Raw genomic sequence first — 21,166 nt, 5'->3', positions numbered from 1 at the left:
ATATCTATGAAAAAATTGCCGTTCGGAATACGCTTTTTATCTCTCTGCCTTTTTATCATCTTAGGGAAAGCCGTATTTGCGGATGAGAACGCTCTTTCCGATGTTAAAGGTGACGCCCGCGCGCAAGAACCTAAAGCTGCGGAATCTCTTAAAAAAAAAGATGATATAACCGTAATTACCATTAAAAGAGCGGACAGAACCGGCAACAAAAAAAATGAAATTGACGGTACCGATATCATAGTGCTTGAAGGAGGGGTTGTCGTTTCGGTTGAAAAAGACGGAAGCGTTACCACCATAAGCGCCGACACGATCAACTACAACCGTGCAAAAGATATGCTTTATGCGGAAGGCTCCGTAAAACTTTTGCAGACGGGCAAGGATTCCGGCAACGAAACCGTCACTGCAAATTCCCTGCTTTTTAACACGGCCACCCTAGAAGGAATTTTTGACGGGGGGCGTATAGTGCAGGCGCAGACGGATTCCCTTAATATTCCGTCAGGTTCCACATTGATAGTGGCTTCGGATATCTTCGGGCGGGACGATTCGGGAACCGTAACTTTTAAAAACGGCGCCCTCACTTTTTGCGACGAAGATCCGCCGCACTGGAAAATAAAGGCGTCGCGTATATGGCTTTTGCCCGGCGGAGAATTCGCCTTTTTTAACGCTCTTTTGTACGTGGGGCAAGTGCCCGTTTTTTATCTGCCGGCTTTTTGGTATCCCAAAGACGAGCTTGTTTTTAATCCCGTTTTCGGTTTCAGACAGCGGGAAGGATATTTTTTTCAGACGACGACATATATATTAGGGCGTAAACCTTTGAGCGCCTACGACGTTGCGGATCAATATTCCGACGACGACGATGAAAGCGACGAAAGCTATTACAGCTTTGTAAAACCTTCAAAGCTTAAAGATCAGGAACGCCAAGGGCTCATGCTGCACAATCTTGACAGCGATTTTAAGGGAGATACGGTAAACTATGTAAAAATCATGGCGGATTGGTACGCCTCTTTGGGTTATATGATCGGGATAGACGGAACTGTAAAACCCAAAAACGAATACGTTTCAAATTTAAAATTTAACGCCGAATTGGGTTTCAGCAATACCGTATTCCAAAAAAACGGGGTCTACAGCCCGTACGAGCCTTCGTCGGAAAAAATTTACAGCGATTCTTCCAATTTTTTAGGAATCGAACTTCCCTACAGATACAAGGCCGATCTGAAACTCAACATGGATAAACCCCTGTCGATTACGCTTTCGATGCCGTTATATTCCGATCCTTATTTTACAAGCGATTTTGGCGACCGCACGGAAACTATGGACTGGATAGACTATCTGATCTCAAATCCCAGCCTTGCATCCGAAACGGATGATAAAAAAAAGGCTGAAATGACTTCGTTTTCATGGAACCTTTCAGGAACGTATAATATTCCCGTTCCCAAGTCTGTAAAACCGTACGTCTCTTCGATTTCCGTGTCGGACTTTTCATCTTCGGTTCTTTTTTCGAGTTTGAACAATTCCGTTGTCGCTTCTTCATCAAATCCTGCTCAATGGAAGGTTTATACGCCCGAAAGAAAGTTTTTTTATCCGTCACAGATAAATCCGTTTAAAATAAGCGGAAAAATATCCGGCACATTGCTTTCGCTGGGCTCAAGCGCTTCAAATGCGTCTGTCGGCAGATCTTCTTCAAAAAATACCGCAGCGCAGAATAAAGAACTTTCTCTTACAGCCCCGGCGGAACTTGCGGACACCACCTTGCAGGACGGCGTTAGTCAGAACTCCGAAGATTCTGAAACGACATCGGCAGGTTCTCTTAAAGAAGACGCCGCACAGCCGCAGGTGCCGCCAACGAACCCGCAGCCGCCGCAGACAACGCGTTCACCGCATTCTCAGCCAACTTCGCCGCAAATGACGCAATTGCAGCCGGCTCAGCCGGATTTAGCCCTGCCTGAAAGCGCCTTACCGAAAATAGCGTTTAGTCCGCCGGCTGTAAAAAATACGGAACTGATTTCGTATTCGCTTTCGTATTTGATTTCCCCTTCATACGTATCGGAATTTTCATATTCGTCTACGGGAATCGCCGAGCCCAGCGACTTCGACTGGAGCCGCACTAGGTCCACCATGGTTTTGTTCAAATCGCCGGTAAATTTGACCAGCAATTTCGGATATAAGGGAAATTTTTTAGGATTGACTGACACGTTTTTATTTGAACCGGTGTATCAATCCCATCCTTATATTTCTACGGATACTTCACACGGCGGCTATACGCAAAGCGGTGTGGATTCAATCCGTAAAACGGACTACGCGGCGCGGAAGCTCGACCTTACCAATACCAATGAAATTTCCGTCAGACCGTTTTATTATACCGAGCATTTTAAAGAAACGGGAATAACTTGGAATACGACCGTAAAGATGGTACGCACAAAGTTTGTAGGCGACGCAGACAATCCAGAATGGGACTATATAACCGCCGACTTGTTCGACGAAGAATGCGTTACCGTACACACCTTGAATATGACGCTCGGAGCAAAGCAGCTTGACGATTCGTTCGGGCAAAAATTAGTGCTTTCGACGACGCTCCCTCCGCAGGTTGACAGATATTACGGAACATTGACGTTTACATTTCCTTATACGAGTCTTTCGTTTGAAACCGGCATAAAGCAGATAAGCAAAACCGATACCGGGTGGAAAAAAGAGCCGTTTAAAGAATCCCTGTCTTTAAATTTGGGCGGCGGAAATGTAAAATTTACGCAGGCTTATACGTATGAACTTGAAGAGGAATACAAAGATTCTCTGCGGTTGTCTTTTTCCGCCTACGATTTTCACGCGGCGTACACGGCAAGCTATACTACCGGCTATGATTTTAACGAAACTTCCGGCTGGGTTGCCAGAAGTAAAAAGGAATTTTTGCCGTATTCGCTCAGTTTGTCTTACGTTCGTTCAAAAAAGACGTTCCGCTATTGGAAGAACAGGATCAGTTGGGCGCCTTCGCTTTCTTCAAGCCTCGTATACGATTTTTTGCGTCCTACGAACAGCTATTTTAAATTTACTCCGGCTATCACATTTAAAATCAATGAATTTTTGGATATAGAATTTTCTTCCGGTTCCAGAAACGACGTCATATACCGCTATGTTCAGCAGTATTTGGGTCCCGAGGCAAAAATTTCGGGGGAAACAAACTGGCTTAAAGATGCGATAGATTCTTTCCGCTTTGACGACGAAAGCAAACGCAGGTCTTCGGGCTTTAAACTTGAAAATTTCAAGGTTTCCGTAAAGCACGATCTTCATGACTGGGATTTTGCTTCATCATTTAAAATCGAACCTCGTCTTGTTACAAAGGCTTCGAGTGAAAAGTATTATGATTACAGACCGTATTTTACGATTTCCGTAGTATGGCGGCCTATGACCGGAATGAAAACTAAGATTGTCGACGAATACGGCGATTGGGAGCTCAATCCGTGACGCGGCGCTATTTTGCGATAGAACGCTGCCGAGAGTGCCGCCTTTTTTCAACGCTGCAAAGAATTTTCCTGTGAGGATCGCCGATACATACGCGGCGTTTGCCGATACATGCGCTGCTGCACACCGCCTTGACCAAACGCTGCCGTAAGATTAATATTTGAACATGGATGTCTTAAAAGTCCGTTACTTTTTAGACTGTCCGTCGACTATTGCCCGTTTTGAATGATAATCTATTGGTAAGACAGAGGTTCAGTGGATTCTACATATACCATAGTAGTGCCTGACGCGGACGTCCTTGCGCGTGTATGCGGTACTAATGACAGTAACTTAAGACTTATTGAAGAGCATCTCGGCGTGCCCGTATTCACCCGCGGAAATGAGCTTTCCGTTGAAAAGGATGATCCCGCAGTACAGCAAAAATTCAGATTTATTATAGACAGGATCATAGACGAGATCGGCGACGGCTCGGACGGAAGTGAAGATATGATCGCTTCTATCCTTCATGCGGGAACGCACGCCGCCTTTGAGACCAGCTCCATAACGGTTCCCGGCGGAATTCGAAAAGTGTATCCCAGAAGCGTAGGGCAGGCAGACTACGTGCAGGCTATGCGGAAGCACGACATGGTGTTCTGCACGGGGCCCGCAGGAAGCGGAAAGACTTTTCTTGCAGTTGCCGAAGCGCTCAGACTTTTAATGTCGCATAAAAAATCGTCGATCATACTCACGCGCCCGATAGTGGAAGCTGGCGAAAGCCTCGGGTTTTTGCCCGGAGATCTCGAACAAAAAATAAATCCGTATTTGCGACCCCTCTTTGATGCGATGACTTCCGTCTTGCCGCGTGAAACTGTAAGACGGCTCACTGAGTCGGGAGTTATAGAAACCGCTCCGCTGGCTTATATGCGCGGACGCACTTTAAGCGACAGCGTCATAATACTTGACGAAGCTCAAAACGCTTCCTGCGCTCAGATGAAGATGTTCCTCACCCGTATGGGGGAAAATTCAAAAATGTTTGTCACCGGCGACATAACCCAAACGGACCTTCCCGCCCGCACGCGATCAGGGCTCGTAAATGCGATAGAAATTCTTTCAGGAATTCCCGACATAGCTAAGATTGAAATGAGCTGTGAAGATGTGGTTAGAAACCCGTTAGTCCAAAAAATAGTACAGGCGTATGAAAATGATAAAAAAGATGAAAGATAAGAATGCTTCTTCGGAAGATAAAAATTACTTGCATGACGCAGTTTTGGCTTTTTTTAAGCGCAACATTGCTAATATTATCCTGATTTTGTGTGCGTTTGCTGCGTTGTCCGTGATAAACTACTTTAATATCTCCACTACGGAAACGGTCGCCAGTTTTACGCTGAACGATTTTGAAATAGGGCAAATAGCCGACAGGACTATAATCGCCGCAAAATCCCTTGCGCCCGATATTGAAAATCCCGTCGCGGTTGAAGAGGGCGAAAAAATCATCCGGAAGGGCTTTCCTATTTCAGCGGAAGCGTACGAAAAACTGCGGAAGATCGCGGAATCGCCCATATACATGGATTTCAGGGCATTTGCAAACTATACGCTGTATTTGCTTTTGATAGCGATATTGTGGTGTTTTTTATCTTCGTCTGAAATTTTAGGCATACGGATAAATTTTAAAGAATCGCTTGTCGAAGTGATTTTTTTTGTGCTTGTGTTCGCCGTCGCTTCGTTGGGGCGTAAGTCGCCCCTGTTTGCAAGCGATTATTCCATACTTATAATAATTCCGTGCGCCTTCGCGATTTTTTTGATAACGGTGTTATTCAACCATATTTCAACGTATTTTTTTGTCTGTATGCTTTCGCTCGGGGTTTTATGCGCTACGGGTTTCAGACTTATTCCGGCTCTCTACACGCTCTGTTCGTCGATTTCCGCCGCCATAATCGTGCGAAGGATAACGCGCCGCATAGACATGGTGCTGGCTTCGATTTTGATTTCTGTTTTAAATGCGGTATTTGTAATGCTGTTAAAAGTTATCTTTAACGATAATTTTTTAGACGGAGTGCAGATATTTGCCGGCGTGGCTTTGAGCGGCTTTATTTCAGGCATACTCGCTCTGGGATTTCTTACTCCGCTCGAAATGCTTTTAAACACCGCTTCGGTATTCCGCCTGATGGATTTGAGCGACGTAAACAATCAACCCATAATGCGCCGCATGCTCCTTGTCGCAAGCGGAACCTACAGCCATTCCATGATGGTTTCTTCCCTGGCTGAAAACGCCGCGCACGCGATCGGAGCCAACGCGCTGCTCGCCAGAGTCGGCGCATACTATCACGACATAGGCAAACTCGATCAGCCCGAATATTTTACTGAAAATCAGGGCTCTATGGAAAATAAGCACAATGAAATAAATCCTTCGCTTTCAGTTTCAATCATAAGAAGCCACGTAAAAAAAGGCGTTGAAAAGGCCAGGCAGATGCATTTGCCCCAGCCGATTATCGATATAATTGCGGAACATCACGGAAACAGCGTTATCGCGTATTTTTACAACGAAGCGAAAAAGAAGGATCCCAATGTATCGCCCGAAGACTTTTCTTATAACGGTACGCCGCCTACCACCCGGGAATCCGCAGTTGTGATGCTTGCCGACACCGTAGAAGCCGCTTGCCGCACGCTTGAAAACCCGTCGGCTTCCAGAATAGATAAATTTGTACGACAGCTTATCGCGGCCAAAATCGAACATCATCAGCTTGACAATTGTCCCATCACTTTCAGCGACATAGCCAAGATAAGAGAATCGTTTGTCCAGCTTTTGACGGCCTATCATCATACCCGTGTGGAATATCCGGATCAAAAAGACCCGGACGAAGCGGAAGCCGCGCCTTCAAACGATGAAATATCCGCCGAAAAAGATCCTGGCGAGACTAAAAAAAATGGCTAATTGCGTTTTTATTTCATTTCAGGAAGGAATCGAAGAACCCGTATGGGCGGATAACGCAAAAAAATTTATTCTTAATGTTATGGAAAAACTTAACTATGACGGTAAAGCGCTTTCCGTTTTGTTTTGCGGCGATGAAATGATGCGGCGCCTTAACGGCGAATACCGGCACATAGACAGTTCGACGGATGTCCTTTCTTTTGAAGACAATTCGCCGTATACTGATGAAGACGGCGTTGAATGGATAAATGCGGGAGATATTGCGATCAGCCTTGATATGCTTGTTAAAAATGCGCAATACTTTGACTGTACGGAAGACGAAGAATTAAAACGTCTTTTAGTTCACGCTTTACTGCATTTGGCGGGAATGGATCACGGCAACGAGCACATCGAAAAGGATCATAAGCCTTTTTGCGATATGCTCGTGCTGCAGGAAAAATTGCTTTTTGAGCTTCGCGGTGAAAAAATAATTACGGGATAGATTTTAGATTATGGGATTATTCGGTTTAGGAAAAAAACAAAAAGACGCGCAAAACTCGGATCTTTTAGGCGACGAGCAAAGACAAATCCTCAATGAAGAAAAACAGGACATGATCAAGGGCATCGAGGATATGCCCAATACTACTGTAAAGGAAGTTATGATTCCGCGGATCGATGTCGACTTTATTTCCATAGACATTCCGCAAGACGAACTTTTGGAAAAAATCCTTGCCAGCGGGCATTCGCGCTTTCCCGTTTACGACGAATCGATCGATAATGTAATCGGGGTTATGTATGTAAAAGATCTGATTTACGCCTTTGCTCGAAAAGAATCGATCGATTTAAAAAAGATCATCCGAAAAGCGTATTTTATTCCCGAGTCCAAGCACATTGACAGCCTTTTGCGCGAATTTAAAAGGCGCCATCTGCACATAGCTATGGCGGTAGACGAATACGGCGGAATATCCGGCATTGTCACTATGGAAGACATAATTGAAGAAATCGTCGGAGACATTCAGGACGAATTTGATAATGAAAGAGAAGACATTATCTCTTTAAGCGGCGACATCTGGCTTTGCGACGCCAGGATAAGCCTTGACGACCTTAATGAAACTATAGGAGCGGAATTTCCGACCCAGGAATTTGACACGCTCGGAGGCTTTGTTTTCGACCTGTTCGGAAAGATTCCCGTCAAATTTGAAAAGACAAGCTGGAATAATTTTGATCTTATCGTTCAGGACATGGAAGGGCACCGCATAAATGTCATAAAAGTCATACGCCGCACGGGAGAAAAAACCGCAGATGAAAAAAGCGAATAATATGCATTTATTGCTTACTTTTGTTTTATCTTTTGCCGTATCGCTTTTACCGGTAAAAGAGCTGAATGCTCAGCAGGAATGGACTGCGGGCGTTTCTTTGCCGACTGCCTCGGCTGCAAATGCTGTGCTTCTTGCTCAGGCGGCCGGATCCGGTCAAGTCTCTCAGTCTGCTTCAGATTTTTATAAGATCGGAGTGAGCCGGCAGCAGTCCGGAAGTTATTATTCCGCTATGGAAGCGTTTAAACAGGCGACCATGTTAAATCCCACTTACGGAGACGCTTGGCTTCATCTTTCTCAGTGCGCCTATTATCTTGACGAATTTGATCTTGCCTTACAATACGCCGACACGGCCGCCAAATACGCAAAAAACGATTCGGAAATTCAAAACCTGCGCGGGATGACTTATATTTCCCTAGGGAATTTTACACAGGCTCGTTCGATTTTTGAAAAGGTATTATCCGCCTATCCCAACAATATTGAAGCCCGGTTCGGACTTGCGGAACTTGATTTATTTTCAGGCAGAATAGGCGACGCCGAAAATCTTTATAAGGATGCGCTGAAGCGGCAGGGTTCCAACAGAAAAGCGCTTTTAAGCCTTGCGCTTATTTCCGCCGAGCAGGGCAAAACCGAGCTTACCAGAAATTACGTAAGTCAGGCGCTTCAATATCATTCCGGGAATGCGGAAGTGCATTTTCTTGCGGCGTATCTTGACGCTAAAGCCGGAAATTTTGAAAGCGCGGAATACAGAGTCCGCTCAAGCCTTCAGATCGACGGCAGCTATTACGCCGCGTACGAACTGCTGGCAAACATCTTGTTTATGCGGGGCAAGTATACCGAAGCCATAGACGTCTGCGATTTTTGCATAGACCGCGACCGCTCTAACGGTAAATTCTGGTATATCAAAGGTCTGTCGCTTTATAGGCAAGGAAAAACCGCGCAGGCTCTTTCCGTTTGGGAAAACGCTCTTTATGCGGATCCTCAGAATGAAATTCTCAGAGCCGCGTTTGAGCTTCTTGCCAACGAAACGGTTCCTCTTGAAGACAAACGCCGCGCCGTTTGGGCAGAATATCACGTCGGAAAAGCAAAGGCTTATGAAAAGAAATTTCAGGGAAGCGCGATGCGCTTTGAGTATCAGAGAGCTTTAAAACTCTATCCGTATGACACGGATGCGCGCACGTCCTATGCCGAGCAGCTTGTCCGCGACGGATTGTATGAATTGTATCTGGAGCAGCTTAAATTTATAAAAACCGGCAAAGAAAAAGCCGGTGAAATTCCTTCCTCCGAACTTACGGATACTATCGAAGCGTATGAATCGCTTTTGCAGAGTACGCTCGCTTCAAAGTGGAACATAGATCCGCTCTACCTTGATAAAATCCGCTGGCATTTGGGAATTTGCTACGAGTCTTCTCCTTCGGAACTGCAGCATCCGGAATCGATAAGAATCGTTTCGGAATTGTTGTGCGATATGTTTTCAGGAATTTCCGCCGCGTCGGTCGATGTAAAACCTATTCCCGTGTCCGGCTATGCGGACGCTTTCGGCAAAGCGCGGCGGTCGGGCTTGGATTATTTTTTAATTCTAAAACTTAACGAGACCGAGCGGGAACTTTCAGCGGACGCGGTTATGTATTCGGCTTTAAGCGGAAATGAAATCAGATCTTTTTCCGTTTTCCGCACGGGTAACGACAGATATTCGATCAGCCTCAGATTTTTGCGCCGTAAAATTCTTGAAACGCTTCCTGTAAAGGGCCGTGTTCTTGCACGTGAAGGAGATACCCTTCTCATAGACTTGGGCAAAACTGAAGGAATCGTACCCGGCGCCGAATTCGACGTAGTAAAAAAAGGTGAAATACGCACTGCAAATTCAAGCGCAGGCCTAAGTTATAAGCCTTCTTCCGTCGTAGGCACCGCAGCCGTTTCCGCAGCGGGTGAAGAAGTTTCCGAGGCCGCTTTTAAGCAGAAAGGTTTTTTTGACAATTTGAATATCGGCGACGAAGTGGCGCTCATAAGGATGCCTCAAGCGGATTCTGCCGCCGAAAGCGGCGTAACTTCGATCGCTGCGCCCGCTTCCGGGCAAGGCGGCGTTCTATCAGTATCGGGCGGCGGCGCTGCAAGGGGATCGGCCAACAGCAACGGCGCTGCTGCCGCTTCCGAAACCGCCCCTGCCGCCGCCGCGGACGGCAGAGCCGCTTCAAACTCAGATGCTGGCGATTCTTCCGACGGAGAAAACGAGCTTACATACGAATCCATGAATCTTGCAAGAAGGCCTGTTCTTATCGAGCTAATCCGCAATATCGGAAATACTGATCAGGTCAAGTGAAGAATCGATCCATTTTCGCGTCAGAATCGGATATTCGTCTTGAATTTTAAGAAAAGACATAACCGCATCTTTAAAATTTCCGGAAAAATACTGGCACTGTCCCAGATAAAAGTATGCGCGGTCTTCCGTATTTTTTTTGTGCTTTACGGATAAAAATTCGTTTAACTTTATTATTCCTTCTTCGTACTTCCTTTTTGCGAAAGTTTTGTGCAGCGTGTCGAATAAAAGATAATCGTCTCCGCCTTCGGGCGAAACGAGATCCTGTTCAAAAGCGTAGGGAGCGAGCAAAGGTTTTTGATTTTCTTTTTCTGAAAGATTTTCGCCGGCTTCTACGGTTTTATTTTTCAAAGGATATGCGGCGCCGCTTCCGTATTCCGGCACGGCTATGACCGGAAGAGGAATTTCCCTCAGAACGCCTTCAGGATATGTTTTTTCCGGCGCGGGATTTTGAGATATTTGTGCGTCTTTTGAAAAAGCCGCCTTCCGCCTTGCGCCGTTTACCGTCGCGTTTATTGACGGCAGGATTATTCCTCCGCTTCCGTCCGGCGCTTTTACAATTACGGCGTAATAATATTCCTTGTAATCTGCTACCTTATCGGAATAAGATCTCTCCCTCTGGGGAATTTCGGCTATTTTCAGATTTTCGGACAGTTCGTAGGCTGCGGAAAACGGTCTTAAGGCTCTGTATATTTCAAACGATGCATCGGACGAATTTCCCGTAAATTCCCAGCTTATTTTTATGGAATTTACGGATTCCGGGGCGGCTGTAACGTTGTATACTGCCGAACGCGCCGGCTGAGGGTAAATTTTTAACGTTAAAAAAACAAATATCGGAAAAAACGGATTAAAAAACGATAAAAGCCCGAGCCTTTTTTTCATATTGTAATAATATATTTGAAACGGCCTAATTGCAAGATGCGCGAAAGACGGGCCGCCGCCCCGCGTTCCGTCTTTTATGCCGGCACTTATTTCATTTTTGTACAGGTTCGGTGCGGTTATCTAGGTTATAAATGCCGATAATTTGACATTAATACCCATTTATTTTATTCTTATAGTATGTTTGTTTCCGTCGTTCTTGATCCGGGCAGCGCAGATTCCGCAAAAGCATTGGCTTCGGTCGTTAAGCAATACGGCTTTAAAAAAATTCAGAGAGCATGCTGGGAAAGCACCGTGTTGGACGAGACTCAGTTTATGCGTCTGAAACAGGATATCGACAGGGTGACGGATTATTACGATACTTTGCGTTTTTACCAATTCCCTTTAAACGGAATGTTCGCCGTTACGGAATTGAATAAAAAGAAATGGCGCAGATGCCTTATCAAAGCGTAAAATATGCGGGTTCCCCTTGTAAAATGCAAATCGGGTATCCGCGTGCAAAACCGCCGAAAAAAATACTGCAAAACCGTGAGGAATAATACATGCTTGAAGAATTGAAAACGCCGATTACGGAATTAAAAGAAGATATTATGAATGTTTGGGGGCGTCTTTGACCCCGCTTCCATCGAAAAAAAAATAGCGGAAAAAGAAGCTCAGACGACGGCTGAAAATTTTTGGGAAGATCAGCAAAAAGCTCAACAGGTTATGAATGAGATAAAGCTTCTAAAAGGGCGCGTGGAACCGTGGAAAAAACTCGTGTCCGACATAAACGATATTGAAGCTCTCTATGAACTTGGAGAAGAAAGCAAAGACGAATCCGTTGAAGAAGAGCTTAAGCTTATGTTAAATACAGCAAAGGAGGAATTCGAACATCAGAGCATATTGAATTTGCTTTCGGGAGAAGTGGATAAGAGCAGCGCTTTTCTTACGATACATTCCGGCGCCGGCGGAACGGAAGCCGAAGACTGGGCCTATATGCTCAGCAGAATGTACATACGCTGGGCCGAGAGGCAGGGTTTTAAGATGGAAACCGTGGATATGCTTGAAGCTGAAGGCGGAATAAAATCGATCACCATTCAGATAAACGGAGATTACGTTTACGGCTATCTTAAGGGAGAAGCTGGAATACACAGGCTTGTCCGCATAAGTCCCTTTGACGCAAACGCCCGCCGCCATACGTCGTTTTCATCGGTATTCGTATTTCCTGTTTTGGACGATTCCATAAATGTTGAAATAAAACCCGAAGATCTCAGGATCGATACTTACCGCGCCGGAGGAAAGGGCGGACAGCATGTGAACAAAACGGACTCCGCCGTCCGCTTTACTCACCTGCCTACGGGAATTGTGGTTGCCTGCCAGAGCGAGCGCAGCCAGATAATGAACCGCCAGACCGCCATGAGCATTTTAAAGTCGAAACTCTACGCATACTACAAAGAGCAAAAGGAAAAAGAGAATTCAAAGTACGGCGCCGAAAAAAAAGACATTTCATGGGGTAACCAAATCCGTTCTTATGTGTTTCAACCGTATACGCTTGTAAAAGATCACCGTACGAAATATGAAACTGGAAACATTCAAGCTGTAATGGACGGCGATATAACCCAATTCATAGATTCGTTTCTGAACGCCCAGTGGAAGGGTTTGCCTATGGGTACGGGTGAAGACGACGATGATCTGAAATAAAAAAGTATGTGCCGGTCAAAAAAACTGTTGATCCATTGTTTTCTGTGTTTTCTGTGTTTTTATGTCGAAAATACATTTTATGCCGAAAGTGCCGACGGTCTTTCGGACTCAAGGAAAAAAGAAGAAAAAACTTGGACGCTGGCCGCAGTTCCTTTTAAATTTACAAACGAAATTATGACGGACGAAGCTTCCGCCGCCGTTGCCGAAAATATTCCGAAACTTATCCTTGAGCAAGTATACTCAGGAGCTTCAAGAACCCCTTCAGCCCGTGAAATGTTAAGCCGCGACTCGGATTCCCTCCGCACGGCACGGCTTTCTTTGTTTCTTCAACTGTCAAAGGCGGAAAAGGACCGCGACGCCATCATATTGAGGAACTTAAGCGACTACAAGTTTAAAAAAGAGATCGCTAAAAAGGAAAAAGAGATAGACGAGCTTCGCGCAAAAATTACCGAAAACCTTGTAGAATCGGACAGAATAAGTGAAAAATATTATTCCGACATGCTTAGCGAAGATTTTTTCTGGGCATTGCCTGCCGGCCGAAAAGAATTTTTTACCGCGCCGCCTGAAAAGATAACGCTTTATGGAAACGACGCTTCCAAACTCTTCAGCGCGCCCGAAGAAGCCGTTCCAAACGACTTTACGGATTACAAATTTGAAAGCGCCGTTAATTCGGCGAACATAAGAGGGCTCGTAAGCGGCACGATTTCGTCGTACGGGGGCTACGCCGCAGTAACGGCGGAACTTCATTTGTATCCCGGCGGAGTGTCCGGCGGAACGGTTACCGAAGTAGGGCTGCTTTCATCCCCTCTGCAGATCGCAAGAAATCTTGCGCGAGCCCTTATGCCGTTCATAGCCAATAATCCTCCGGTGATCCTTAATATTTCGGTAGAGCCCGCTCAAGCGGCTTCCAAAGTTTCCGTGAGCCTTGACGGAATAGTTTTTCCGAAGCTGCCTAAAAGTATTGCTGCAGAGCGGGGAATACATGTGCTTTCTTTTGAGGCGGAAGGTTTCCGCAATGTGAGCGCTACTTATTCTTTTTCGGAAAAAAGCTCCTATGATATCAGCGTAAATATGGCGAGAGTGGATCCGAGAGTTATTGAAATAGATCTTTTAAATCCCGTCGCAGGCGTTCTGTCTACGGAGGCAGTGAGAGAGCTTGCCGTTGAAAGCCCCGGCGCCCACGCCCGGATTGAAATTGACGGCGGCGCGGTTATAGGACATTTTACCGGCGAAGACGGAATTTCATCGTTTTTTTATATTCCGGAAGATATTTTGCGTGAAGACCGGAAACGGGACGGAAACATAACGGTTCCTGTCATAGATTACGATGTCAGCGCCAACATTGAAAAACGTCGGCGCAGAATGTATACTGCCTACAGCGCGTTTATTGTGTCGCTTCCGTTTACGTTTTACAATTACGGAACGTATATAAATAAATTAAACAGGCAGGACGTTATCGCCGCTAACGAAGTTGAAAGGTGGAGATCGCGATCTCTTGCGTGCGTAGGCGTATCGGTTTCTCTCGGAGCCGTTTTCGGTTATCAGCTTGTGCGATATCTTTATTCGGCGAACGCGGTGCTGCCCAAGACTGCAAAGATAAAAAAGGGCGCAAAGACTGCGAATGTTCCGGATAAAAGAAACAGTGCGGAACAAAAATAAAACCGATACGGAATTTTTAAGGAAATATCATGGCTAAAATATCATTTGCATCAAAAATAAAATCGCTTTTTTCATCTCATGACAAAAAAGACGATGTTTTTTTCGAAGATCTTACGGACGCTCTCATAGAAGGCGACGTAGGAGCGAAAACTTCGTTTGAGATTGTAGAAAAACTTGAACAAATCTGCCGCTCGGAAAATCTTTCGGATAAAAGCGCGGTAATGCAAAAACTTGCAGAACTTTTGTCGTCCGACGTAAAATCCGCCGTGCTGAAACCCGAAGAAGGAAAAACCAATATTTGGATGATTTTAGGCGTGAACGGAGTGGGAAAGACCACCACTGCTGCAAAGATGGCTTCGTATTTTACCCAAAGCGGCTGTAATAGTGTGATTCTTGCCGCCGCCGATACTTTCCGTGCCGCCGCAATAGAACAGCTTATCATGCACGGAAAAAAACTTAACGTGCGCGTGATACATCACCAAAGCGGCTCGGATCCGTCGGCCGTGGTTTTTGACGCCGCAGAATCCGTCAACGCTTCCGGCGGCGGCCTTGTGATCGCCGATACCGCAGGGCGTCTTCACAACAAAGAAAACCTTGTGCGCGAACTTCAAAAAATCGATAAAATTTCTTTTCAAAAAGCTTCGCCGGGCTGTTATAAAAAGCTCCTCGTAGTAGATGCGACTACAGGACAAAATGCCTTGCGGCAGGCGGAAGTGTTCAATGAAGCGGTAGGCTTGGATGCGATCATCCTTACAAAATATGATTCTACCGCCAAGGGAGGAATAGCCGTTTCTATATGTAAAGAGCTTGGAATCCCCGTCGCCTTTGTGTGCACGGGCGAAAAGTACGGCGACATTTCGCTTTTTGACGTGAAAAGTTACGTTTACGGTTTTATCGGAGAATGAACGGTGAAAATAAATTCCGGGCGGCGTATATTTTTTTTGTACGCTCTTTTTTCGTGCTTTTTATTCGGTTCTGTAAAAGCGCGTGCGGCGGAACCTGCCGCTGCAGAAACACGCGAGACAAAAGCACATTTTGACGCCGCGGGCAAACTTCGAAGCCTTTATGCGGGCGAATACGGTACCTTTTCCGTAGACGCCTTTAATCTTTCGGTCTTTTTAACCGATTCTTACGAAGACCTTACCGTCCGCCGTAAATACGATGAAAACATGCGCTTAGTATCGAAGGAACACTGGAATATCGTTTTTCCTGCAGAAAAATCTTCGGTTTTACTGACCGAAACTTTTTTTTATGACGCCGGATCCGCCGTTCCGTTTAAATGCGTTATTGAAAATTTTGCCGAAAAAAAAATTACCGAGGTCGTCTTTAACGAACGGGGTCTAAAAGCCGAACAGCATACGTATTTGAAAATATCCGGAAAGACCGAAAGCTCAGCCAGCTCGGCTATTTCAGCCGCCGACAACTCGGCGACGGCCGGCGGTTCGTCCGATATTTTGCGAGATCTAAAACCTGACGCCGCCGCGCAAAAACAAAACTTGATTTTATCGGAATCGCTTTTGTGGAAATACGACGATGAAAACAGGATTCTCGAATATGAAAAACACGGGTACGCAGGCGGAAAAAAAAATTCGCAAAAAAGCGTGTATTCCTATGACGCGCCGGGAGAAGAGCCCGATTACGTGTTTTACGATAACGGCGTCATGAGATTTAAACGCATTTTTTCGGATATAGACGCATATACGGAGACTTCATATTTTGACGGCGGTTTTACCGTCGAAGCTCTGTACAAGCACGGAATAAAAAAAGAAGAAAATTTTTTTTTGAACGGACGCCTACAAAACAGGATAGAATATGAAATTGAATAAATTTTTGTGGGTATATTTTGTTTCGCGCCGTTTTGCAAATGTAGATATGTCCGGAAGGTCCGCTCTCGCTTCTCGATTAGCTTCTCTCGGGATATGTTTCGGCGTCATGACCTTAATAGCCGTGTTAAGTGTTATGAACGGTTTTCAGATGAGTTTTATAGATGCAATAATGGAAGTAAGTTCGTATCACGTGCGCATTGAAAACGTACGTTCCGATTTAACGGAAGAATTTGAGAATTATTGCGGAAATTTTTTAAAATCTTCCAAGCATAAAAGCGGATTCCGCGTTAAAACGCTTATTCCGTTTTATGAGTCGCAGAGCTTTATCGTAGGAAACGCCTCCGGCGGAGCGGCCGCTTTGATACGCGCCCTGCCTGAAAACATTTTTGAGCTTGACGAAGGATTTGAACGCGAAGTAAACGTGATACGCGGCGAATTTGATCTTTCTTCTTCCGGCGATAAAGATTTAATAGTGCTGGGATCTTCTCTTGCTTCCAAACTCGGCGTACGGATCGGAAACACCGTGAACCTTCTTGCCCTTTCCGGCGGGAACGACGTGGAAATGCTTTCTTCCAAACGAATTTTTACCGTCGCCGGCATATTTCATACAGGTTACGCGGGAATAAATTCCGGCTACGCTTTTATAGGTCTTAATGCCGGTGAAAAATACTTCGGCTCGCAGCCGAAAAAAATCTACGGTATAAAACTTTTTGATCAATTTCAGTCGGAATCGTTCATAAACGAAATAAAAAACCGTTTCCCACAGGTTAATGCTGAAAGCTGGAAAAGCTACAACCGTTCTTTTTTCGGAGCCCTTCGCGTGGAAAAAAACATGCTCATGCTGTTCGTTTTTTTAATATTCGTCGTCGTATGCATAAACATTTTTAATAGTATGAAGCGGATGGTATATGAGCGGCGCAACGAAATTTCAATCTTATCGGCCTTAGGCGGTAAAAATAGGATGATACAGGCCGTATTTATCTTCCGCGGATTCCTTACAGGCGTGACTGGCGCCTTTTGCGGGCTGTCGCTCGGGCTTTTGCTCAGCGTTCAAACCGGTAGGATATTTAAGATTCTTTCTTTTTTTACCTACGGGATACAGTATTTTTTTACCATGCTTTTTTCTCCCGAAAACGCCGCATACTTGCATGAAAATCCCATGTATCTTGTCTATGCGGGGCTTCCCGCACGGATATTTATGCATGAAGTTCTCATCATAACGGTTTTCGGTATATTTTCATCCCTCGCCGCATCATGGCTTGCAAGCATGGGGATTTTAAAATTAAAGGCTGCGGAGGTTCTGCGGGATGAGTGATACTATAAACTTCATTGATTTTGAAAAACAGACAGAGATAAAAAATCAAAATTTACACCATATTATTAGGATTTCGGGATTGGAAAAGACGTATACCGGTTCCGGTGAAAAACTTACGGTTTTAAAAAATCTTGACTGCAATATTCCGTACGGTGCAAAGGCCGTAATAACGGGAGAAAGCGGCTGCGGCAAAAGTACTTTCTTAAATATCTTATCGGGTATTGACAGCGTAACTGCGGGAATCGTAAACATAGGTCCTTATTGTATAACTTCTTTGGATGAAGATTCCCTTGCGGAATACCGTTCTTCATTTTTGGGAATGATATTTCAATTTCATTATCTGCTTAAGGATTTTACGGCTCTTGAAAATGTTTTTATGCCTGCATACATGGCGGGGCTTTCTAAAAAAGAAGCCGAAGAAAGGGCGAGGCGACTTTTAAATGACGTAGGGCTTTCAAACCGTGAAACACATTTGCCGTCGGAACTTTCAGGGGGAGAAAGACAGAGAGTCGCCGTCGCCCGTGCGCTTGTAAACGATCCTGAGCTTTTGCTTGCCGACGAGCCTACGGGAAACCTTGATCCCGCCAACGCCGCTGTGATCGGTGAACTGCTTTTTTCAATGACGGAACAATATAAAAAGACCTTGGTTCTTGTCACTCACGATCTTAATTTGGCTTCGATGGGTAACATTCATTATACTATAAAAGACGGAACCTTGGTAAGGCTGACAGGGAGCGGCGGGCAAGAGATTCGATCAGAATAGGAAGGTTTAAATTAGGATCATATATGACTTTGAATTCTTCTTTACTTTTTGCGCGCCGCCTGATATTTCCGCGCATAGAAAAAAAATCTTCCGCTCACAGAAGTTTGCTCGGCGCCTTGTTGTGCATAAGCATAAGCCTTGTTCCCTTGATCGTAGTCTTAAGCGTCGCGGAAGGGATGATCGAAGGGATAACTCAGCGTATCATAGGGCTTTCGTCTTCGCATTTGCAGGCGGATTTTTTAGCACCCGGAAAAAACGGCCTGTCTTTGGAATATTTGGACAGTGCGGCAAAAAAACTTTTGTCAATAAACGGCATAGTTTCTTCTTACCCTGAAATTGAAGGGGCCGCCCTTGCGTTATCTTCCGCAGGAAGAACGGGGGCTGCGGTTCGCGCCGTTCCTAGCGATATTTTTCAAAAAAATCGCTCGTACATGTCCTTGTTTTCGGTTGCGGAAGGAAGGGCGGATCTTACTCTTTCGCAAAATTCGGCGGTTATAGGAAAAAAAATAGCGTCGGATCTCGGACTTTCGGAAGGAAGTTCGTTCAGGCTTGTAACTTCAAAATTTATTGCAGGAAGGCTTGTGCCGCGCGTAACGGTTTTTACCGTGGCGGGTATAGTTTCATGCGGATATCAGGAACTCGATTCTCTTTGGGTTTTTATTCCGCTTGAAAAAGGACTGTCCGTCCTTGATCCGGAATCTTCTGACATAAGCATAAAACTTGAAACGGAGGACGCTTTTTCTTCCGACTTGGTCCGCCTGTCCTACGAAGTTCAAAGAGCTGCTGGCAAAAATATCCGCGTGTACCGCTGGGATGAACTTAACGTTTCCGAATATGAGAATTTCGCTTCTACGAAGGCGCTGCTTTTTTTTATAATGCTTTTAATCGTTCTTGTAGCTTCGGTGAATATATTTTCAGCTCTCATCATGCTTTCTATGGAACGCCGCCGTGAAATTGCGGTTTTAAAAAGTTTCGGCGCGACGAAGCGGGGCATAACGCTTTCATTTTTGATAACGGGAACGGTTACCGGGCTCGGCGGACTTTTGGCCGGTCTTCCCGCAGGTATTTTGTGCGCCGTAAATATCAATAAAATTTTATTATTTATTGAAAAATTACTAAACTTCGGCATGAAATTTGTGTATCTTTTAATGAAAGGAAACGGGAACGGTTTTACAAAATTGGAATTGATGGATCCCGCCTATTATCTTCAGACAATACCCGTAGTGATTCCGCTTTTTGAATTGTCGGTTGTAGCGGTAGGAACCTTGCTTTTGTCTCTGGCCGCGTCGGCGCTTCCCGCCCTGCGCGCCGGAAGTGAAAAGCCAATTGAGACTTTTAGAAAAACTTAGCGCAAGGAGCGGTTTATGGTGTGTGACTTTTGCCGTAAAAACGAAGCCGTTTTATTTATAGAGCAATTAAGCGTCGCCGGTAAAAAAAAGATAAATTTGTGCATGGAATGCGCCGTAAAATACGGAATATCCCCCGATCCTAAATCCATCGAAAGCTCGATAGGTTCTTTGTTTTCGGATTTTGCCCAAAAAACAAGAACTTCTTATGAAGAAAAATCCCGCCTTTGCCCGGTATGCGGACAGAGTCTTTCCGGCATAAAACGCACGGGTTATACAGGATGCCCGGAATGCTATTCGGTTTTTTCTTCTGAAATAAAAGAAATGCTCAAAGCGAAAAACATTTTGGGGCCGTATACAGGATCTATGCCTGCAAGACTTACTTCTTTTCGCTCCCGTATTACCGACCGCATGGACATTCAGGCAAAACTTAACGCTTCGTTAAAAAGCGAAAACTATGAAAAAGCCGCCATGTATCGCGATTATCTAAAGGCGTTGGAGAGATCTTCGGTTTCAGACGGCTCTGGCGAACTTCTTCCTGAGGAAGATGGAAATGAAAAAAAATAACATTGACTCGTCGTCCGCAGGTTCCTGGTATTCTAAAGACGGAAAAGACAACGATGTGGTGCTTTCGACAAGGGTGCGCTTGGCGCGGAACCTTGCGAATTTTCCTTTTCCTTCGCATTTTCGCGGCGACGATGCTTCTCGTGTGCAAACGCTTGTGTTCGATTCGTTTTCAAAGGTTGAAGATCCAGATTCGTATCAAACCGTCGCCTTAAAAAGCATAGATGACAGCGGAATTAAAATTCTTACGGAACGGGGACTTATCGACGATCAGCCCGGCAGCGGTATTGTAATGGGAGCTGAAGACGATCTTTTTTGTCTTGTAAACAGCAAGGATCATCTTCGCATCGCGTCTTTTGTAACCGGTTTCGACTGTAAGGCTTGTTATGAAATTTGCAGATCTCTTGACGATCAGCTTCAAAAATCACTGCAATTTGCAGCTTCCTACGAATTCGGTTTTTTAACTTCGTCGGTGAGCGACGTAGGCAGCGGAATGAAAATATCCGTGCGGCTTCATCTTCCGTCGCTGTCCTATGTCGGAAAAATTCCTGAAATTTCATCTTCCCTTCAAAAAAACGGCTGTGTTTTCAGCGCTTGCTTCGGTTCGTCTTCATCCTTTTCATCGGCTTTGGGCGCTTATTATGAGGTTTCCACGTCTTCATCTTTTACCGGCAATGAATTCGATCAGATATTTTCACTGGCTTCTTCAATAGTCAACCTCGTTGAAACAGAACGAAAGTTTACAAGGGAATATGCCGAAAATATACCGACGGCCGTGCGCGATATTATTTCCCGCTCTTATGCTACAGTCAAATTTTCACGGCTTATAACAAACCGCGAAGCCGTAGAGATCATATCCAATATAAAGTGGGCCGTAAATTTAAAGCTTTTAACGGGAATTGAAAACAGAGAACTGTGCGCGCTTTTGTACCGTACAAGGGACGGGCACGTTCAGTTCGTTCTCAAAAACGGAAATTTTAAGTTTGAAAAAGACATCGAAAGCGATATTAAGTTAAAGACGGACCGTTTAAGGGCTCTTATCTTGCAGGAATCGTTTGAAAACATACGCTTTGCGGACGCCTGAACAGGGTGCTGATCGGCTGCGGTCACGCATAAAAGCGCGTCCGGCTTTACGGCGTAAACCCAAACAGGAAGAGTGCC

The 21,166-nt window shown here is 45.2% G+C and carries 17 protein-coding genes; 16 read left to right on the top strand and 1 reads right to left on the bottom strand.

Translation table 11 applies throughout. From position 1 onward, the window contains the following. Window positions 1-6 precede the first annotated feature (6 nt). From HRI96_RS07440 to HRI96_RS07415, 6 genes are all read left to right on the top strand, one after another. Window positions 7-3,456 carry an LPS-assembly protein LptD gene (locus HRI96_RS07440; protein ID WP_210116759.1) on the top strand — a complete coding sequence of 1,150 codons (3,450 nt, stop codon included), beginning with the start codon at window positions 7-9 and terminating at the stop codon, window positions 3,454-3,456. 252 nt (window positions 3,457-3,708) lie between these two features. Then, on the top strand, window positions 3,709-4,656 hold the full coding sequence (locus tag HRI96_RS07435) for a PhoH family protein (protein ID WP_210116758.1): 948 nt from the start codon (window positions 3,709-3,711) through the stop codon (window positions 4,654-4,656). Next, window positions 4,628-6,364 (top strand): HD family phosphohydrolase, encoded by a 1,737-nt coding sequence (locus tag HRI96_RS07430; protein WP_256729180.1) that lies wholly within the window; start codon window positions 4,628-4,630, stop codon window positions 6,362-6,364. The genes HRI96_RS07435 and HRI96_RS07430 overlap by 29 nt, the downstream gene beginning before the upstream one ends. Next, window positions 6,357-6,842 (top strand): rRNA maturation RNase YbeY, encoded by a 486-nt coding sequence (gene ybeY / locus HRI96_RS07425; protein ID WP_210116757.1) that lies wholly within the window; start codon window positions 6,357-6,359, stop codon window positions 6,840-6,842. Before HRI96_RS07430 ends, ybeY begins: the two co-directional genes overlap by 8 nt. Before the next feature lie 10 nt (window positions 6,843-6,852). Further along, window positions 6,853-7,659 carry a hemolysin family protein gene (locus HRI96_RS07420; protein ID WP_210116756.1) on the top strand — a complete coding sequence of 269 codons (807 nt, stop codon included), beginning with the start codon at window positions 6,853-6,855 and terminating at the stop codon, window positions 7,657-7,659. Then, window positions 7,643-9,976: a tetratricopeptide repeat protein gene (locus HRI96_RS07415; protein ID WP_210116755.1), complete on the top strand. Its 2,334-nt coding sequence runs from the start codon at window positions 7,643-7,645 to the stop codon at window positions 9,974-9,976. The genes HRI96_RS07420 and HRI96_RS07415 overlap by 17 nt, the downstream gene beginning before the upstream one ends. On the opposite strand, the gene HRI96_RS07410 is transcribed toward HRI96_RS07415, so the two are convergent. Next, window positions 9,938-10,855 carry a tetratricopeptide repeat protein gene (locus tag HRI96_RS07410; RefSeq protein ID WP_210116754.1) on the bottom strand — a complete coding sequence of 306 codons (918 nt, stop codon included), beginning with the start codon at window positions 10,853-10,855 and terminating at the stop codon, window positions 9,938-9,940. The two genes, HRI96_RS07415 and HRI96_RS07410, sit on opposite strands and share 39 nt — an antisense overlap. A gap of 177 nt (window positions 10,856-11,032) precedes the next feature. Here HRI96_RS07410 and HRI96_RS07405 point away from each other — a divergent pair, with 177 nt between their 5' ends. The 10 genes from HRI96_RS07405 to HRI96_RS07360 all read left to right on the top strand — a co-directional run bounded on the left by HRI96_RS07405 (window position 11,033) and on the right by HRI96_RS07360 (window position 21,089). Next, window positions 11,033-11,305, top strand: a complete 273-nt coding sequence (locus HRI96_RS07405) for a CRISPR-associated protein Cas2 (protein WP_210116753.1) — start codon at window positions 11,033-11,035, stop codon at window positions 11,303-11,305. A gap of 89 nt (window positions 11,306-11,394) precedes the next feature. Next, a protein-coding gene (gene prfB, locus HRI96_RS07400) for a peptide chain release factor 2 (protein WP_210116752.1) occupies window positions 11,395-12,532 on the top strand; the annotation gives its coding sequence in 2 pieces (ribosomal slippage) (window positions 11,395-11,463 and window positions 11,465-12,532; 1,137 coding nt in all). A gap of 6 nt (window positions 12,533-12,538) precedes the next feature. Beyond that, a complete protein-coding gene (locus HRI96_RS07395; RefSeq protein ID WP_210116751.1) occupies window positions 12,539-14,191 on the top strand; it encodes a hypothetical protein in 1,653 nt (550 codons plus the stop codon). A 29-nt stretch (window positions 14,192-14,220) separates the two neighbouring features. After that, window positions 14,221-15,096: a signal recognition particle-docking protein FtsY gene (ftsY, locus tag HRI96_RS07390; protein ID WP_210116750.1), complete on the top strand. Its 876-nt coding sequence runs from the start codon at window positions 14,221-14,223 to the stop codon at window positions 15,094-15,096. 3 nt (window positions 15,097-15,099) lie between these two features. Then, window positions 15,100-16,017: a hypothetical protein gene (locus tag HRI96_RS07385; RefSeq protein WP_210116749.1), complete on the top strand. Its 918-nt coding sequence runs from the start codon at window positions 15,100-15,102 to the stop codon at window positions 16,015-16,017. Further along, a complete protein-coding gene (locus HRI96_RS07380) occupies window positions 16,004-17,332 on the top strand; it encodes an FtsX-like permease family protein (RefSeq protein WP_210116748.1) in 1,329 nt (442 codons plus the stop codon). The genes HRI96_RS07385 and HRI96_RS07380 overlap by 14 nt, the downstream gene beginning before the upstream one ends. Continuing rightward, window positions 17,325-18,095, top strand: coding sequence for an ABC transporter ATP-binding protein (locus HRI96_RS07375; protein WP_210116747.1), 771 nt, complete (start codon window positions 17,325-17,327; stop codon window positions 18,093-18,095). The genes HRI96_RS07380 and HRI96_RS07375 overlap by 8 nt, the downstream gene beginning before the upstream one ends. A gap of 23 nt (window positions 18,096-18,118) precedes the next feature. Beyond that, window positions 18,119-19,444 (top strand): ABC transporter permease, encoded by a 1,326-nt coding sequence (locus tag HRI96_RS07370; RefSeq protein ID WP_210116746.1) that lies wholly within the window; start codon window positions 18,119-18,121, stop codon window positions 19,442-19,444. Window positions 19,445-19,459: 15 nt separating this feature from the next. Then, on the top strand, window positions 19,460-20,008 hold the full coding sequence (locus HRI96_RS07365) for a UvrB/UvrC motif-containing protein (RefSeq protein WP_210116745.1): 549 nt from the start codon (window positions 19,460-19,462) through the stop codon (window positions 20,006-20,008). Beyond that, window positions 19,995-21,089, top strand: a complete 1,095-nt coding sequence (locus HRI96_RS07360; RefSeq protein ID WP_210116744.1) for a hypothetical protein — start codon at window positions 19,995-19,997, stop codon at window positions 21,087-21,089. The genes HRI96_RS07365 and HRI96_RS07360 overlap by 14 nt, the downstream gene beginning before the upstream one ends. Window positions 21,090-21,166: the final 77 nt, after the last annotated feature.

It is taken from the genome of Treponema parvum (genome assembly GCF_017893945.1).
Taxonomy (GTDB): Bacteria; Spirochaetota; Spirochaetia; order Treponematales; family Treponemataceae; genus Treponema_D; species Treponema_D parvum_A.
Note: the sequence above shows the minus strand (reverse complement) of the source record. Positions and strands in the feature narration are given on the sequence as shown.

Coding starts and splice junctions, on each gene's coding strand:
- HRI96_RS07440 (WP_210116759.1), top strand. CDS start 7: ATGAAAAAATTGCCGTTCGGAATACGCTTTTTATCTCTCTGCCTTTTT.
- HRI96_RS07430 (WP_256729180.1), top strand. CDS start 4,628: ATGAAAATGATAAAAAAGATGAAAGATAAGAATGCTTCTTCGGAAGAT.
- ybeY (WP_210116757.1), top strand. CDS start 6,357: ATGGCTAATTGCGTTTTTATTTCATTTCAGGAAGGAATCGAAGAACCC.
- HRI96_RS07420 (WP_210116756.1), top strand. CDS start 6,853: ATGGGATTATTCGGTTTAGGAAAAAAACAAAAAGACGCGCAAAACTCG.
- HRI96_RS07415 (WP_210116755.1), top strand. CDS start 7,643: ATGAAAAAAGCGAATAATATGCATTTATTGCTTACTTTTGTTTTATCT.
- HRI96_RS07410 (WP_210116754.1), bottom strand. CDS start 10,855: ATGAAAAAAAGGCTCGGGCTTTTATCGTTTTTTAATCCGTTTTTTCCG.
- HRI96_RS07405 (WP_210116753.1), top strand. CDS start 11,033: ATGTTTGTTTCCGTCGTTCTTGATCCGGGCAGCGCAGATTCCGCAAAA.
- HRI96_RS07395 (WP_210116751.1), top strand. CDS start 12,539: ATGTGCCGGTCAAAAAAACTGTTGATCCATTGTTTTCTGTGTTTTCTG.
- ftsY (WP_210116750.1), top strand. CDS start 14,221: ATGGCTAAAATATCATTTGCATCAAAAATAAAATCGCTTTTTTCATCT.
- HRI96_RS07380 (WP_210116748.1), top strand. CDS start 16,004: ATGAAATTGAATAAATTTTTGTGGGTATATTTTGTTTCGCGCCGTTTT.
- HRI96_RS07375 (WP_210116747.1), top strand. CDS start 17,325: ATGAGTGATACTATAAACTTCATTGATTTTGAAAAACAGACAGAGATA.
- HRI96_RS07370 (WP_210116746.1), top strand. CDS start 18,119: ATGACTTTGAATTCTTCTTTACTTTTTGCGCGCCGCCTGATATTTCCG.
- HRI96_RS07365 (WP_210116745.1), top strand. CDS start 19,460: ATGGTGTGTGACTTTTGCCGTAAAAACGAAGCCGTTTTATTTATAGAG.
- HRI96_RS07360 (WP_210116744.1), top strand. CDS start 19,995: ATGAAAAAAAATAACATTGACTCGTCGTCCGCAGGTTCCTGGTATTCT.